The organism is Peribacillus sp. NJ4, assembly GCF_030348345.1.
Lineage (GTDB): Bacteria > Bacillota > Bacilli > Bacillales > DSM-1321 > Peribacillus.
In genome coordinates this window covers 1777776-1795101 of record NZ_JAUCFQ010000001.1, presented here as the reverse complement: position 1 = coordinate 1795101, position 17326 = coordinate 1777776, and the positions used below count along the sequence as shown (strand labels likewise).

General features: G+C 31.8%; 16 protein-coding genes. All 16 read right to left on the bottom strand.

All coding sequences use genetic code 11. The annotated features are described in order from the left end of the window. Positions 1–221: 221 nt before the first annotated feature. Positions 222–1217, bottom strand: coding sequence for a dTDP-glucose 4,6-dehydratase (gene rfbB / locus QUF94_RS08990; RefSeq protein ID WP_289315555.1), 996 nt, complete (start codon positions 1215–1217; stop codon positions 222–224). A 1-nt stretch (position 1218) separates the two neighbouring features. Beyond that, positions 1219–2073 carry a dTDP-4-dehydrorhamnose reductase gene (gene rfbD / locus QUF94_RS08985; protein ID WP_289315554.1) on the bottom strand — a complete coding sequence of 285 codons (855 nt, stop codon included), beginning with the start codon at positions 2071–2073 and terminating at the stop codon, positions 1219–1221. A 3-nt stretch (positions 2074–2076) separates the two neighbouring features. Further along, the gene (gene rfbC / locus QUF94_RS08980; RefSeq protein WP_289315553.1) at positions 2077–2637 is read right to left on the bottom strand and encodes a dTDP-4-dehydrorhamnose 3,5-epimerase; all 561 of its coding nucleotides are present in this window, start codon (positions 2635–2637) and stop codon (positions 2077–2079) included. After that, positions 2637–3533, bottom strand: a complete 897-nt coding sequence (gene rfbA, locus QUF94_RS08975; protein ID WP_289315552.1) for a glucose-1-phosphate thymidylyltransferase RfbA — start codon at positions 3531–3533, stop codon at positions 2637–2639. Before rfbA ends, rfbC begins: the two co-directional genes overlap by 1 nt. After that, positions 3530–4693, bottom strand: a complete 1164-nt coding sequence (gene wecB, locus QUF94_RS08970; protein WP_289315551.1) for a non-hydrolyzing UDP-N-acetylglucosamine 2-epimerase — start codon at positions 4691–4693, stop codon at positions 3530–3532. Before wecB ends, rfbA begins: the two co-directional genes overlap by 4 nt. A gap of 42 nt (positions 4694–4735) precedes the next feature. Further along, the gene (gene cps2T / locus QUF94_RS08965; protein WP_289315550.1) at positions 4736–5893 is read right to left on the bottom strand and encodes a beta 1-4 rhamnosyltransferase Cps2T; all 1158 of its coding nucleotides are present in this window, start codon (positions 5891–5893) and stop codon (positions 4736–4738) included. After that, positions 5890–7275: a glycosyltransferase gene (locus tag QUF94_RS08960; RefSeq protein WP_289315549.1), complete on the bottom strand. Its 1386-nt coding sequence runs from the start codon at positions 7273–7275 to the stop codon at positions 5890–5892. Before QUF94_RS08960 ends, cps2T begins: the two co-directional genes overlap by 4 nt. A gap of 18 nt (positions 7276–7293) precedes the next feature. After that, complete coding sequence (locus QUF94_RS08955) at positions 7294–8346, bottom strand: glycosyltransferase (RefSeq protein ID WP_289315548.1); 1053 nt, start codon at positions 8344–8346, stop codon at positions 7294–7296. A 227-nt stretch (positions 8347–8573) separates the two neighbouring features. Next, on the bottom strand, positions 8574–9845 hold the full coding sequence (locus tag QUF94_RS08950; protein WP_289315547.1) for an oligosaccharide flippase family protein: 1272 nt from the start codon (positions 9843–9845) through the stop codon (positions 8574–8576). A 6-nt stretch (positions 9846–9851) separates the two neighbouring features. Further along, complete coding sequence (locus tag QUF94_RS08945; RefSeq protein ID WP_289315546.1) at positions 9852–11585, bottom strand: asparagine synthetase B family protein; 1734 nt, start codon at positions 11583–11585, stop codon at positions 9852–9854. 33 nt (positions 11586–11618) lie between these two features. Continuing rightward, complete coding sequence (locus QUF94_RS08940) at positions 11619–12737, bottom strand: glycosyltransferase family 4 protein (protein ID WP_289315545.1); 1119 nt, start codon at positions 12735–12737, stop codon at positions 11619–11621. 18 nt (positions 12738–12755) lie between these two features. Next, the gene (gene wecC, locus QUF94_RS08935; RefSeq protein WP_353957745.1) at positions 12756–14018 is read right to left on the bottom strand and encodes a UDP-N-acetyl-D-mannosamine dehydrogenase; all 1263 of its coding nucleotides are present in this window, start codon (positions 14016–14018) and stop codon (positions 12756–12758) included. A 19-nt stretch (positions 14019–14037) separates the two neighbouring features. Then, entirely contained in the window at positions 14038–14718 is a 681-nt protein-coding gene (locus QUF94_RS08930) for a sugar transferase (protein ID WP_483313644.1), read from the bottom strand. 29 nt (positions 14719–14747) lie between these two features. Beyond that, positions 14748–15623: a UTP--glucose-1-phosphate uridylyltransferase GalU gene (gene galU / locus QUF94_RS08925; RefSeq protein ID WP_289315544.1), complete on the bottom strand. Its 876-nt coding sequence runs from the start codon at positions 15621–15623 to the stop codon at positions 14748–14750. Between the two features lie 110 nt (positions 15624–15733). After that, a complete protein-coding gene (locus QUF94_RS08920; RefSeq protein WP_289315543.1) occupies positions 15734–16498 on the bottom strand; it encodes a tyrosine-protein phosphatase in 765 nt (254 codons plus the stop codon). A 138-nt stretch (positions 16499–16636) separates the two neighbouring features. Next, the gene (locus QUF94_RS08915) at positions 16637–17314 is read right to left on the bottom strand and encodes a CpsD/CapB family tyrosine-protein kinase (RefSeq protein ID WP_289315542.1); all 678 of its coding nucleotides are present in this window, start codon (positions 17312–17314) and stop codon (positions 16637–16639) included. Positions 17315–17326: the final 12 nt, after the last annotated feature.

Genomic DNA, 17326 nt, shown 5'->3' with positions numbered 1-17326 from the left:
ATTTTTAATCATAGACATCAATGCAATGGAATATGATGAATTAGAGTTTATAAGAAATGAACTAAAAAATCTCATAAACATTTTCCTGAGTAAATTCGGGATAGTATTATTCCTTTTCACTCTATGGAAATTCTCATTATTAAAAGTATCCTTTTTGATTCATTTCTTGTATTTTATTTTATTAAACAAACAAAATTTCATCTTTTGTATTAAATTACGAACTATTCTTTATGCACGTCGCTAATAATTTTTTCCCACCATTCGTTATTATCAAGATACCATCGAATAGTTTGGGCAATACCTGTCTCAAAGTCATAAGTCGGTTTCCAACCCAATTGTTCCAATTTAGTAGGATCAATTGCATATCGCTTATCATGACCAAGGCGATCCTCTACAAATTCAATTAATTCTTCCGATTTACCCAGAGTATTAATAATAGCTTTCACCACCTCTAAGTTGGTTCGTTCGTTATGCCCACCCACATTATATACTTCACCATTCATACCTTTATGAAGAACTAAATCAATTGCTGCACAATGATCAATAACATGTAACCAGTCACGGATGTTTTTTCCATCACCGTAAACAGGCACCTTTTGGTCATTGACTACTCTGGAGATAGTCAATGGTATTAATTTTTCCGGAAAATGATATGGACCATAGTTATTCGAGCAGCGAGTAATATTAACCGGCAATTGGAATGTTTCGTAATAAGCCCGTACCAATAAATCAGAAGATGCCTTACTAGCACTATATGGGCTATTCGGTTGAAGGGGAGTTTCCTCTGTAAAGAAAGTTGTAGGGTTAAAATCTAATTCTCCGTATACTTCATCTGTCGATACATGAACAAATTTAGTAATCTTATGTTCCTTTGCGGCATCTAATAATACTTGTGTGCCTAGTACATTCGTCAATACAAAAATCTCCGGATTCGTTATCGAGCGATCCACATGGCTTTCAGCTGCAAAATGAACTACATAATCAAATTTCTCTCGCTCGAACAAAGACATGATTGACTTTCGATCCGCAATGTCTGCTTTAACGAAATGATAGTTTGGTTTATTTTCTATCTCCTGATGCTTCGTTAAATCCCCTGCATAAGTTAATAAATCTAAATTATATATGTCATACTGTGGATACTTATTCACCATAAATTGAACAAAATTCCCACCAATGAATCCTGCTCCGCCCGTCACTAGTATTTTTTGTTTTCTCATGTCAGTTCACCTCTTGTTTTAATTCAGTTAAATAACGGTCTAACGCGTCTTCCCATTTAGGTAAGGTAACAAATCCAAATTCTGTTAACTTATTTTTAGACATTCTAGAATTTTTTGGCCGCACTGCCCTAGTTGGATATTCTTCTGTAGTGATCGAGTTTACCTTTACTCTTTTATTTGCGAGTCTAAAGATTTCTCGTGCAAATTCTGCCCAGCTACAAAAACCATCATTGGAAGCATGATAGATTCCAAAATGATTTGTTTGAATCATATCCAATAACAAACGAGACAAATCATCAGTATAAGTAGGAGAACCAAATTGATCACCCACTACATTTAATTCATCCCGCGATTCAGATAATCTAAGCATTGTTCTAATGAAATTATTTCCATTAGCACCGAAAACCCAAGAAATTCGTACAATAAAATAATTTTCCAAAAGAGATTGTACGATTTTCTCCCCTTCAAATTTGGTTAAACCATAATAACCAATAGGATCTGGGGAATCAGTTTCTTTAAATGGCTTTTCTCCCTGCCCATCCAACACATAATCCGTGCTAATATAAACAAATTTAGCCCCTATCTCCTTTGCGGCTTCAGCCAAATACCTGGTGCCATTTACATTCACATCGTAACATTTTTCTTTATCATCTTCCGCTTTATCAACAGCTGTGTACGCAGCACAGTGAATAATTACTTCAGGTTTTAATTCTGTAACATATTGAGATACGAATTCTTTATCTGTGATATCTAAATCACGAGAGCTGGTACCATACATCTGCAGCCCTCTACAATTACCTTCCTTGACCACATCAAAGCCAAGTTGTCCATTATAACCAGTTACTAAAACTTTCATGGCTTATTCTCCACTCACAAAATTAATTTCAGCATCCTTTAGTAATGGAGCATTTTCATCTTTAGCAGATAACACAGGTTTAATATCCATCGGCCATTCAATACCGATGTCAGGGTCACTCCAAATAATCCCTCGATCATGCTCAGGTGAATAAAGTTCGTCTACCTTATACTGAACTTCTACATTGTCAGTCAAAGTCATAAACCCATGAGCGAATCCTTTAGGAATTAGTAATTGTTTTTTATTTTCCGAACTTAACTCAATTCCAAACCATTCACCATAAGTAGGACTATCTTTTCGAATATCAACAGCCACATCAAAGATTGAACCTCTTGTACATCTCACAAGCTTTGTTTGGGCTTTAGAATTTAATTGATAATGCAATCCACGTAAAGTGCCTTTTGTTGCTGAAAGAGATTGGTTATCTTGAATAAAATCATGATCTACTCCCAGGTTCTTAAGGACTGCTTTATTATATGTCTCCATAAAATAGCCACGATTATCCCCTAAAACCTTTGGCTCGATGACCATTACTCCATCAAGTTTTGTTTTATAAACTTCCATCATAGCACCTCTATTAACTGTTTTGATGATAACTGATTGGCAATTTTAATTAAATATTGTCCATATTGGTTTTTCTTTAAGGGTTCTGCTAGCTCTAAAAGTTTTTCTTGTCCAATATAGCCCATTCTAAAAGCAATTTCTTCGATACAGGCAATTTTCAAACTTTGACGTTTTTCTATTGTTTCTATAAACTGCGATGCTTCCAACAAGGATTCATGGGTCCCACTATCCAACCAAGCATATCCTCTTCCTAATATTTCAACGTTGAGATTTCCGTTCTCCAGATAGGCTCGATTAATATCAGTTATTTCTAACTCACCCCTTGGAGAAGGTTTAATGCCTTTCGCAATATCTACAACTTTATTATCGTAAAAATACATTCCAGTTACAGCATAATTAGATTTTGGATTTTCAGGTTTTTCTTCAATTGAAACAGCCATTGAGTTATCATCAAATTCTACTACTCCAAAACGCTCCGGATCATTCACATAGTAACCAAAAACGGTTGCTCCCTCATTACGGCAGGCTGATTGTTGAAGCTTATCAGTTAAACCATGGCCATAAAAAATGTTGTCTCCGAGTACTAATGCAACCGAATCATCTCCAATAAAGTCTTCACCAATTATGAATGCTTCTGCTAACCCGCCAGGATGAGGCTGCGTTGCATAGCTAAAATTCAAACCTAAATTCGAACCATTACCGAATAATTGTTCAAAGCGTCCAATATCTTGAGGTGTAGAAATGATAAGAATATCCCTAACACCAGCCAACATCAACATGGATAAGGGGTAGTAAATCATTGGTTTATCATATACTGGTAATAATTGTTTAGAAACTACCGTTGTTAATGGGTATAACCTTGTTCCACTGCCGCCTGCTAATATAATTCCTTTCATATTACCGCCTCATTTGTTTGAAATTCTATTGGTTGTTTATCATTTATACCAAAATGATGTAAAATTCCTTCTACTATTCTTCTTGATGCCTCACCATCTCCATATGGATTTGATGATTGAGCCATCTTGTCATATGCGACTTGGTCTATTAACAACTTATTAGCTAAATTGAATATCACATTTTCATCTGTTCCAGCTAATTTTAATGTTCCCGCTTCTATTCCTTCTGGTCTTTCAGTTGTGTCTCTAAGAACCAGCACAGGTACACCTAATGAGGGAGCTTCTTCTTGAACACCACCCGAATCAGTCATAATTAAGTATGCTTTGGATGCAAAATTATGAAAATCAATTACATCTAGCGGATCTATCAAATGTATACGAGGATGTTCCCCAAGTATTTCATTTGCGATTTTTTGAACTATAGGATTCATATGAACAGGATATACTACTATTGTATTTTCGTGGCAATCAACTAATCTCTTAATAGCTTTGAAAATATTTCTCATCGGTTCACCCAAATTTTCTCTGCGATGAGCTGTAACTAAGATTAATCTTTTGTCACCGATAGAATCCAAAATAGGATGACTATAGTCATCTATGATAGTCGTTTGTAGGGCATCGATAGCCGTATTACCAGTCACATAGACATTTTCCGCATTTTTATTTTCTTTTATTAGATTCATAGCAGCTTTTTTAGTTGGAGCAAAATGCAAATCGGCTAAAACACCTGTTAATTGCCGATTAGCTTCCTCTGGATAAGGGGATAACATATTTCCTGTACGTAATCCTGCTTCTACGTGTCCAATAGCTACTTGATTATAAAATCCAGCCAAGCTAGCAATAAATGTTGTCGTGGTGTCTCCATGAACCAATATCAAATTAGGCTTTACTTCTTGTATGACTTGATTCAATCCTTCTAATCCTCTTGTTGTAATATCAACTAGGGTTTGATTAGCTTTCATTATATTTAAATCGAAATGGGGCTTTATCTTAAATATATCTAATACCTGATCTAACATTTCTCTATGTTGTGCCGTAACAACAACTATTGATTCTATTTGTTCCTTATATTTTTCTAATTCTAATACTAGAGGAGCCATTTTTATAGCTTCTGGTCTAGTACCAAACACAGTCATTACCTTAAGTTTTTTATTTAGCATAGTTCACACTCCCATTGAAACCTTGCTTTATACAGCAGGGTTTTAATTTTTAGAAAATAAAGTTTCATATTCATTAATGATTTTTTCCCATGAGTATTCTTTTCTAATTCTTTCCTTAGCCGCTTTACCTAGGTTCTCAATCTGACTTGGAGTATAATTCTCCACTTCATAAATTAAACTAGAAAGTGAATCAGTTTCTTTCGAGAAATAAACAGCTCCATTTTTACCAACTTCTTTATTGAAAACAACGTCCAAGAGTAAATTTAAATTTGTGGAAGCTAATGCTTCTAAAAGTGAAGGATTTGTCCCCCCAACTTCATGTCCATGGAAGTAACCATAAGCATTTTCTCTTATTCTTTTAAGTAATTCTTGATCATAAACCGTTCCCACAAACTTAATTCGATGATCCTCTTCAAATTTAGTCGATTGTTTCAATTGTTCATAAAACGCATTTTCCTCAACATTTGCTATAAGAATAAAATCTTTTGTTGATGAGGAATTCATAAACTCTTTTATCATTAATTCATAGTTGTTTTCAGGAACAAATCGTCCAACAACTAAATAATACTCTTTAGACTGAATTTGATGCTTTTCATACCAATCGATAAGCTTTTTATCCTCATTACTCAAAATAGACGGAGTAATATCAGCACCGTAAGCAATAAATGTTGTTTTAGGTTTAAATGCTGAGTAATCGGTTTGTATATAATTCTCAATCCCGATAGAGTCACAGATTAATAAATCCGCATTTTTCACCATTAATTTTTCAGATATCTTCCAATAGCGCTTAATCCAGTAATTCCATTTACTTCGTTTCCATTCATGCCCATCGGGATTTACAAATACTTGTACACCCAGCTTCTCTAACTGATTTTTATAATACGAAAAGACAGGACCAATTCGACAAGCTAAAATATATACAATACAATTCTTTAGCAGATTCTCCTTAATATAACGGATACTCTCTTGTAAACTTAATACGTCATATAAAACAGCTCTAGCACTTCCTACTTTGGGTACCTTCACGTTAAAACAACGCGCTTTATTATGATAGAATTCGCGATTATCTTCACCTAAACAAGAAACATGATACATGATATCATTACTTACCTTTCGTGCAGTTAAATACTCTACAAAAGTTTCAAACCCTCCATATTTAGCCGGTATACCTTTAGAACCTATGATAAATATATTTTTCATTTCAAAACTCCTAATACTTCTTTATATAAAGCTTCAATATCACTCGCATGTTTTTCTAGAGAAAAAGGAAAAGCATCATTACAAATATTCTGGTTTATTTTTTTAAGAATATTTCTATCATTTATTAACTTTTCTAATATTGTTTCGAGCTCCTTTGTTTCTGGATTAAAGATAACCCCTGTCTCCCCGTCCCTTATTAAATCTTTAAATCCTACATGATTGGACACTATTACTGGGACTCCATAAGATAAAGCCTCTAACCCAATAAATCCAAAAGTTTCTTTCCAAATACTAGGAACAATTAAAACATCTGTATTATCAAATATATGTTCTAATTCGCCTTGTTGATAACGACCATGAAACGTTATATGGTCGCATTCAGGTTGTTCTAACGCTAACTCAGTATTGTTTCCGTACACATTTAATTCCCAATTAGTATAACCTTCACTCAAAAGTTTGCTAATTGACTCAAGAAGTAGTGGAAACCCCTTATATTTATCTAATGGTCCTAAAAAGCTAATCTTTAATGATGAGTTTATGTTATATACTTTCTTTTTTCTATTATCAAGAATATTATTATGTGATATTGACATCACTACACCTTTTAAATCTAAATACCTTTTAAATTCATCCTTCGTGGTTTCACTGTTGAAATGAAAAAAATCAATGAAACGAAAAATTTCAAAGTAATAATCTCTCAAACTAATAAATTTGTCAGCTAGAACAAGATTTACCTTCTTCGTTTGTATTGATTTATTAGAATTTTTTATATTAATATTTTTATTTTTTCTTCTTCTCAATTTCTCGACTAACTTTTTATCTTTTATAGTACGATAAGTTTTAGTCTGCATTAAATAGATTAAGGGTAAGCTATATGCATTCTGATTACATGAAACACACTTGTTTCCACTTTCATTGTCCGTACACACTTCTTCATTCACATCAATTAGATTTACCTTGGGGCAAATTCCATTATAGTCATGAGTAGTATATACAATTTTAATATTTAACTCTTTAGCAACCATGAAAAATTCCTTATGGATTCCCATAAGAGTATGGATATGAATGATGTCTGGTTGTATTTCTGATAAAAATGATTTATAACCATTATTAGAATTAGCTCTTTTCATAAAGGCTTGAGGCTTAATTACTCCTCCTAATAAAGATACAGGAAGAGGATTAATAATCTCAAAAACTTGAATCCCTTCATAATCCAGTGATGGCTTAATCTTTGTTTTTTGACTGACAGAAAAACTACCTGGGAAAAGTAAAAAAACTTGCTGACCCTGAGAAGTCTGGCTTTGAATAAGATCTAGAGAGTATTTTGTTAGACCACCCGATCTATATGGTGGTAACCCCAGAGAGTAATGTAATATCTTCATCAAACTATCACCTAAATTCTAATTAGATTTCAATATCTCATCAATTTTTTCTATCCTATTTTGCCACATATTTTCTTCTTTACACTTTTTCAAATTAAATTGCAAATAATCATTTTCCTTTTCCTTTATATTTATCATTTTTAAAATCTTATTTGCAAGATCCATAGGTTTTTTGCTAGAAATATATCCAATTTGATACTCAGTTATAAAGCGAGAAGCTTCTCCGTGATCAACTGATATGATAGGAAGCTCAAAAGATATATACTCAAAAAGTTTAATAGGCAAACAAATTTTTGTATATTCATCTTTATATCTAGGGATTACTGCCACACTACTTTTATTATATATTGTATTAATAGTCTCTTTAGTAGCATGATGAATATTTAACCATTTATATTGTTTATTTGCTTCAATTAAAAAATTATTATTATTGTATTCATTACTTCTACAGACTAAATTTAAGTTAACTTCCCTTTGCAAGTTAACTAATTTCATTGATTCTATTAATAATTCAATACCACTAAATATATTGTCTATTTCTCCAACATATATAACAGCTAAAGGTGGCGATTCATTTATACTTACTGTTTCACAACCAGGAGGTAGTATTGCAAATTTAGTTTTATTAGATTTTGGAATATATTCTTTCATCTTTTTCGAAAATGATTCACTTTGACCAAAAATAATATCTGCATTTTTATCCAAAAATTTCAAATACAGTTTATTAACAATTGGTACGAAAAAGCTCCTAATTTTCCCTTCATTAAAATTAATATTATACGCCCAATACATGTCACGATAATACATTCCAATTTTAATGTTTTTGAATTTTTTTCTTATAGAACTAATGAGTAGAGTATCATAAAATCTCGTTACACCGACTTTTAATTCTATGTAACAATATTCATAATTCTGATTCGAATCTAAACCCTGGAACTGTCTTAATCTTTCTTTAGGGTTCTCACCAATTATTACCTCAACAGATTCATACTTTAATCTAAATTCTTTTAACATCTCTAAGGATCGTACGGTTGGACCAGAAAAATTTTTACCTGGAAGTATATCACTCATTATTACAAATAAAATTTTCGACAATAATTTCACCTATTTCACATTTAAGTCATATTATTAGTTCACAGTTAGATTAATAATATGTACTGAATTCTTGCTTATATAATAATTTAATTAGTCTGATTGCAGTCGTTAGACGAATATTCTTTATCTTCAGGTGTTCATGGGATTTTTACAACTGTAAAAACCACACAATTCACTTTTTAAATAATTACTGTTACAAAAGGTTAGAGACTATGATATTTTTTTTTTGTAAAATATCGCCACAAAACCACGTTATAACTCAAAGCAGATATCCCAATAATCAAAACAGTTGTAAAAGCTGCACCAATCATTGAATAATATTTAATCATAATAAAATCTAATATTATATTAATTACGCCCACAATAATGTTTATGGTAAATAAAATTTTTACCTGTTTTACCATTGCCAATACATTTCCTGCTGGAATACGGAAAGTACTGGCAAAGAAAAAACCTATAGATAAAAGTCTAAAAACTAAAACACCTTCTAGATATTCTTCGCCAAACAATAATTTTATTATTAAAGGCGCAAAAATTAATAAAATTATTGTTATAAAGATATTAATTAACAATAAATATTTTACCAATATTTTATATGTTTTAATTAGCCATTTTACATTCTCCCTATTTTTAGCGAAATAAGGATATACAAAGGTCATTATAGATAACGGAATAAAATTCAAAGCAAACGGAATTAAGGTAGCAGCTTTATATATCGCTACGGTATTAGGATCTTTAATTAAAAGACCAATTAAAAAGATATCAATCAGGTAAGTAATTTGAGAGATAACATTGTTAGACACAGAAATAATGGAGTAATTTGTCAACTCTTTTTTTTCAGTTGTTGTTAAAGTAATTGATATCTTTTCAAAGAACTTATCTTTTCTTAATAAGTAAAACCCGATTAGCATGGAAGTGAAGTATGCAATATACACTCCAATAACTACACCAATCACACCTTCTAACAACGCTCCACAAACTGACAATATAAATATCGCTAATGTATTGTATGTACTTAATTTAGAAAACTCTATATTCATAAGGTTTGTACGAAAATAAATTTGGATATATTCAAAAACAAATAAAAAAACTGGCATTAAAAACATCAATATTAACAAATCTGATGCCATGATATTCTCTTTCAATATAAACAAACTGTAGATGATTAATACTATAGAAATCAAAATATTAAATCGCAAACCAATTTTAAAAGAATACTTGAAATAAGAATTTCTTTTCTCTTTGTTTCGACTCTCACTACCGAATTGCAATAAGGCAAATAATACTCCCATTCCATTAAATAACATAAATATATTCAAAATATTCTGTGCATAACTATAATTCCCAAAATCTTCTTTCATTAGTAACCTTACTAAAAAAATACTACTAGAAAATTGAACTATCTTATTTATTACATTAGAACCAAAAATATGAAAAAAACCTTTTTTTATTATTTTATTAATCAATTCTTTCATTACAATTTATTCCTCACCTAGAATCACCTTAGCCGTAGATAAAATTGTAAGAACTTGAATTTTCTCTACTGTTATTCCTGTTTTAAACATATGTTTACATTTTTCTTGTACGTCCTTGTTTCCATCTAATAAAACAATATTTTTTTCATAGTATTTATCTATAAATTTCTTAAATTCATGGTTCTGCCTATACCAATAATCAAAAGGGTTCATTCCTCGTTTAGTATTGTATCCATATAAAGTTGGCAATTTTAAAATATTTAACGCCTTATTTATACATCTAAATGTAAAGTTCATACTTCTAACGACTAATTTAGGGGTCGTAATTTTAGATTTTATTCTCTCGTATTTATAATTTGCAGCTGAGGGATACTTCTTTAATATCCATTTATAATATAGATTATGGTTAATTCTGAAATGCAGAGGAATATTCAAACAAAACTGCATAAATTCAACATTACAGAATGGGGAAAATGACTCTGTTCGTTCTTGAAATGAAAGATTACCATTTAGCGCAAAATTAAATCCTCTATTGTACATTTTAAATAATTCATCATTTTCATAATCATCAAATGCTATGTTTTTTAACAAATATTGATATTTAGTCGAATAAACATAATTGGAAAAATCAACGCTTTCGTGCTGAGATGATTTTGAAAAACTCCCGACAACAACATCTCCAATTTGTCCAGTATGGACAAGACCATAAGGTTCTAAATTAAGACTATCCAAATTATTTTTTGAATGTGCAAGACCATAATATATACTAGTACCACCATTAATTTTAACTATACTATCTATATCCAACAGAAACTTTGCATCATCAAGAGATTTAAATATAAATTCATGATTTAAATCTACAGCAATTTGTTTAGCAATTTTTTCATCTAAATAATTTGATTGCGAAAAGGTATAGTTCAATATATCTTTATATCCTAAATCATTTGCTACTACATTAACCATTCTTGAATCAAGACCACCACTAATAGAAGCTAGATGTTTATAACCATATTCTTTATCTTTTTCAAATTGAAGTTTTACTGATTCCCTAAATAATTGATCTAATTGATCAATTATTTCATCTTCCGTACCCTGAATAATTGGTTCGTTATCAAATTGGAAATATTCAATTATTCTCAAATCATTATTTTCAATCTTTAAATAATGTCCTGGTAATAACCTTTTGATTTCATTTACCATCGTATTATCATCAATCATAAAACCAAATGTTAACATAAATAAAGAACTATCTTCACTAAGTGTTAATGGTTTTTTATTAGCCTTAAATACAGTAGCAATATCATTGACTCGAGAACCAATTATGTAACCTTCACTAACCTCCGAGAAATAGACTTTTTTATCTCCTAATTGATCTGTGAAGATTAACCACTTTTCGGATTTTTTATCAAATAATATACAAGAATAACTCCCTCTAATTTCATTAAAAAATTGTTCACCTTTATATTCATACATTTTAATTATTGTCTCTACAAGATTTTCACTTTTATATCTGTTAATGAGTTGCTTACTATTAAGTAAAATTCCATCAGTAATAATAATATATTTTTCATTTTCATAAAAAATTTTATCATTTTGAAATTTTTTATTCACTCTATTTTCGAAGTGATAATTATCATCTTTAGCTTCATTAAATAGTAAATTGGATTCTCTCACATTAGCTGATTCAGGAAAATATAAATCCTCCATACTTTTACCTATATAACCGATAAACCCTGGCATTTTGCTCCCCCTCATAACTTGGGACTATAAATTTCACTCATTTATAATTACATTTACCTCTTCATTTATAACCTTTTCTGGACTACATCTCGTAAACATCGAAGCAGAAGCATTTTTAGAAATTTCACTAAAAACTAAAGGATTATTATATAAATAATCTACTTCTTTTACTATACCTTCTGCATTTTGAGTAATTAACCCTGTTAATTTATGTTCTACAAACTCAGGAATTGCAGAATTTTTTGAGGTAATAGGTACTAGCCCACTTGACATAGCTTCGCACATTGAGACTCCTTGAGAATCTTGTCTAGTAGGGCATAAGAATATACCATGCTTACTATGCTGATCTTTTATCTCATTATGTTTTAAATAGGTATTATGGATTTTTACATTCTCCAAGTGCCTTATTGGACTTACAGTTTTTTCAAACAGTTGACCAGACCCGAATATACTAAATTCTAATTGATCAAAATAACTTTTCTTTTTCAATTTTATTATCGCTTCTACTGCAACATCGTTTGCATATTTCCTGGATTCAAAAGGTCTAATTAACAATATTTTTTTTCTTAATGCTAGATCTTTCTCTTCATACTGAAATAAATTTGTATCTACAACATTGTGTATAATCTCAAAATTATTAATTTTAGTAAAAGTATCTTTTTGGGTTGTATTTTTTATCCAATTTGAGACGAATATAAATTTAATATCTCTTTTACTTGATTTTTTTATAAATCGCCTTAAATTTAACATTTGCCGAGTATTTTGGAGAATATATTTAATAAACCCACCATCTTTATAATTGAATAATCTTCTATACCAACCAATTGCTTCCATCAGATGTATCCAAACAATAATACCAATTTTTTCATTAATAGAATTAATTCCATCAATCATATGTCGATTAATAAAATGTACAAGGATTTTGGTTGGTTTTTTCTTTGAAGTATATTCAATAAACGTAATTTTATTGCCTTCAATTACTTTTACCCCCTCAAAAAAGTAAATCTTTGTTTCCTTTATTCCCTCGTCCAAAACAAAGACTTCTATATCCAATCCTCTTTTAACATATTCTATTACCCTGCGATGTATAAAAACATTCCTATATAAACTCTCTTCCTTCGGATACATATTTGTGAGTATTGTATAATTCAAGGATTAATATCTCCTATCTTAAGTTAGACTTGCTACTTTATTTGTCCCATTATTTGTTATCCCTCTAGTATCAACAACTATCTTGTCTTGTAAGTCTAGATTATCTATCAATTTAAAGTAATCATGATCAACCAGTAAAACAATCAAATTTGCCTGTTTTATAGCTTCCTCTGTACTAACTAAACTAACATTTAATTTATTTAATGAAGAAGGCAGTTCACTTATGTGTGGCTCTGCGATTAATATATTATAATTAGATTCTTTTGAGAGTTCTTTAACAATCTCTATTGCAGGACTTTCACGTAAATCATCGATATTTGCTTTAAATGATAATCCCAAGCAAGCTATAGTTGCACTTTTGAATTTATCAGCTGCCTCTTTTACTTTATTAATCACAAATATCGGCTTCGAATCATTTACATTTCTGGCCGTATGAATTAACTTAGACTTTTCAGGTGCAGCATCAACAATAAACCACGGATCAACCGCAATACAATGTCCTCCCACTCCTGGTCCAGGTTGTAAAATATTAACACGGGGATGATGATTGGCTAATTTTATCAATTCCCAAACATCTATATCTAAATCATCACAAATCATAGAAAGTTCATTTGCAAAAGCTATATTTACATCTCTATACGAGTTTTCAGTTAGTTTTGATAATTCAGCAGTCTTTGCATTTGTTTGAAGGACCTTACCATCAACAAATGATTCGTAAAACTCTGCTGTCTTTTGCGTAGACATCTTATTTATTCCACCGACAATACGATCATTTTCAATTAATTCTTTTAGTATTTTCCCAGGCAGTACACGTTCTGGACAATGAGATACAAATATTTGACTAGAGCTTTTTTCATCAATACTTAAATCTGTTCTTTCATTTAATATCAATTCAACAATTTTATCAGTAGTACCAATTGGACTAGTAGATTCAAGGATTATTAGATTCCCTGGTTCAATATAAGGAATGATTGATTTCGTTGCAGATTCAACGTAAGCTAGATCTGGCTTATGATCTTCTTTAAATGGTGTAGGAACCGCTAGAATATAAACATCTGCCTTTATAGGATCAATATCGGCACTCAATTTCCCTGCTGTTACAACTTTTTTTACAACTTTCTCTAAGTCAGGTTCATATATGTGAACTTCTCCATTATTGATTAAATTTATTGCCTCTTCATTAACGTCTACGCCATGGACCAAAAACCCTTTGTCTGCTAATACAGCAGCTGTAGGTAAACCAATATAACCCAAGCCAACTATACATACTTTTTTATTCAATCTAATCATCTCCATTTTTTTAGTATGCCTCATCAGAGTTAATCATGCATTTCACAGTTTTTAAAATTATTTTGATATCAAATAATATATTTCGGTTATAAATATAGTAGATATCTAATTTAACCATTTCTTCAAATCCCAAACTATTCCTACCATTTACTTGCCATAATCCTGTACATCCAGGTGTTACTAGTAATCTCTGTTTATCGAAGGGTAAGTATTCATCAACTTCGCGACGGAGTGGCGGCCTTGGTCCTACAAGACTCATTTCTCCCTTTAATACATTCAACAATTGTGGTAGCTCATCGATACTTGTTTTCCGAATAAATTTCCCAATCTTCGTAATCCTAGGATCATTCTTCATCTTAAACATGGCTCCTGATACTTCATTTAACGCTAGTAAATCTTTTAATTGCTCTTCAGCATTTGAGACCATTGACCGAAATTTATACATTTGAAATTCAGTTTCGTCTCTCCCTACTCGAACCTGCTTGAAAAAAACAGGTCCTTTTGGGTCTTCTATTTTGATCAAAATAGCTACAATCAAAAAAATGGGTGATAGTAAGATAAGTCCAATAATTGATCCAAAAATATCTATTAATCTTTTCATTCTTAAATAGCTCAAATTAGCATTTACTTGATCTGCTGTTAATAAGTGGTCAGATGATACCACCCTCTGCTCAACTGCTACAGCTTTCAAATTGACTCCTCCCTTACTCTAATTTATTTTTATATTTTTTGTTTCTCCAGTAGGTTCTCTATAAACTCTAAAATATCATCTTTAAGATTTTCATCTTTCAATGCAAACTCAATCGTTGTCTGAATGAATCCTAATTTCTCTCCAACATCAAATCTTTTTCCTTCAAAATCATATGCAAAGACTCGTTGAATTTCGTTTAATTTTTGGATGGCATCCGTCAGCTGAATCTCTCCGCCTGCTCCTAGTTCTTGCTTTTCCAAGAACATAAATATTTCAGGTGTGAAAATGTACCGGCCCATGATTGCCAAGTCGGATGGGGCTGTTCCTTTTGCTGGCTTTTCGACAAAGTTATTTACTTCGTAGCGCCGTCCGTTTTGGTTGCTTGGATCAACAATTCCATAACGATGGGTTTCTTCTTTAGGAACTGTTTGTACACCAATGACCGAAGATAAGGTTTTATCATATTCATTCATTAACTGTTTTAAGCAAGGTGTTTCCGCTTGGACGATATCATCACCTAATAAAACAGCGAATGGTTCATTTCCAATGAATTTTCTTGCACACCAAACTGCGTGGCCTAGACCTTTTGGTTCTTTTTGTCTAATGTAATGAATATCAACTTTGGAAGGAGCTTGGACCTTTTCTAGTAATTCGAATTTGTTTTTTTCCATTAAATTATTTTCCAGTTCAAATGCATTATCGAAATGATCCTCAATTGCACGCTTACCTTTTCCAGTAACAATAATAATATCTTCAATTCCTGAAGCCACCGCTTCTTCGATGATATATTGAATGGTTGGTTTATCCACGATAGGCAGCATTTCCTTGGGCATGGCCTTAGTGGCTGGCAGGAATCTTGTTCCCAACCCAGCTGCTGGTATTATTGCTTTTTTTACTTTTTTCATTAGATATCAGCCCTTTCTAGCTCTTTTAATCAAAAAAAAAAAAATATATAGTATTTCATAAGCAAAAATTATATTATAATGGTGTAAGCGTTTCCTAACCATTTATATTCCTAGAAGATTCCCAAGATTTTCTTTTTGAATGGCAATGGTTTTTCGACAGTAGGGCTTTGTCCCTTTATTAGCTGTTCAGCGTTTTCTTTGAAATAAAATGTACGTTGTATTCCGTATGTTTTTGTGATTGTTTCATAGGCTTGTTGTAACGTGAACCCTCTAGAGCCTATATTATGTGCATCTGTTGCAATAAAATGAGCCAGATTATGTTCGATTATCTTTTTTGAAAATGATTGAATACTTTTACCGAAGTTTCCGGTAATGCTGCCTGAGGTAATTTGAGTTAACGCACCCTCCTGGACCAATTCAAATAATAGTTTATGATTGGCTTTCAATTCTTTATTTCTCTCCGGATGTACGATAATCGGTGTGATTCCTTTCAGCAGCAGCTCATAAATCACTTCTTGTGTATATGTAGGAACCCTTCCAGATGGGAGCTCTAGCAGTAAATATGTACCATTATCGTCTAACGTTAGGATTTCTCCCTTTTCAAGTGAAGTAAATATGTCCCGGTGAATTCTTACTTCTTGTCCGAGATGAATGGTAAGAGGAATATTTTCTAGTTGAAAACTCTCATTTAACCTCACTGCACGGTCAATGATGTCACTTTTAACATTTACATATTTCTCATTTAAATGATGTGGCGTGGCAAAAATATGGGTGATTCCTGCTTCTATTGCTTTCTTTGCCATGTTCATGCTTTCCTTAATGTCCGCGGACCCATCATCCACTCCTGGGAGAATGTGACAATGTATGTCGATCAAAATTCATACACTTCCTTTATAAAATGAATAGAGAAAAAGGCCTAACCTCTAAAAATAGGAATTAATACCCTGATTAATAGTAGCATATAAAACTGTCATCAAACAGGGTGTTATTTTGTCGAAAATTGTTTTATTTTGTTAAGATTGATAGTAATAATAATTGCTGTTATCCGTTTGAACGCCATTCAATACGACTCCAAGCAAAGATGTATTAGCTTTTACCAAAAGTTCCTTTGCTTTTACTGCACTTTGTTTGTTTGTCTTGCCACTCGCCACTACCATTATTACGCCATCACATTTATTGGCTACAATCTGAGAATCAGGCACTACCAGAACGGGCGGTGTATCAAAAATGATATAATCATATATTCCTTTTAGTTCATCAATCGCTGTTTCTATGGCTTTGGAATTCAATAATTCCGAAGGGTTAGGAGGTATTGGTCCACTTGTCAGAATTTCCAGATTAGGCACATTCGTTTTCATGAGTGCTTTTTCAATGCTCATTTTCTTCGTTAACACACTCGTAAGCCCCTCTATATTACTAAGACTAAAAGCATAATGAACCGATGGTTTCCTTAAGTCTGCATCCACAAGCACAACCTTTTTCTCCTCCTGTGCCAAAACAATGGCGAGGTTTGCAGCTGTTGTCGATTTTCCATCATTAGGCTCCGAAGAAGTCACCACAATGGTTTGTATGTCTTTATCAACTGATGAGAATTGAATGTTCGTTCTAATTAATCGATATTGTTCAGTAATAGGTGACTTAGGATTAGTCTGTGCAATCAAGTTCACCTGTTTTTTATCTTTACTTCTCAAAAATCCCGCTTC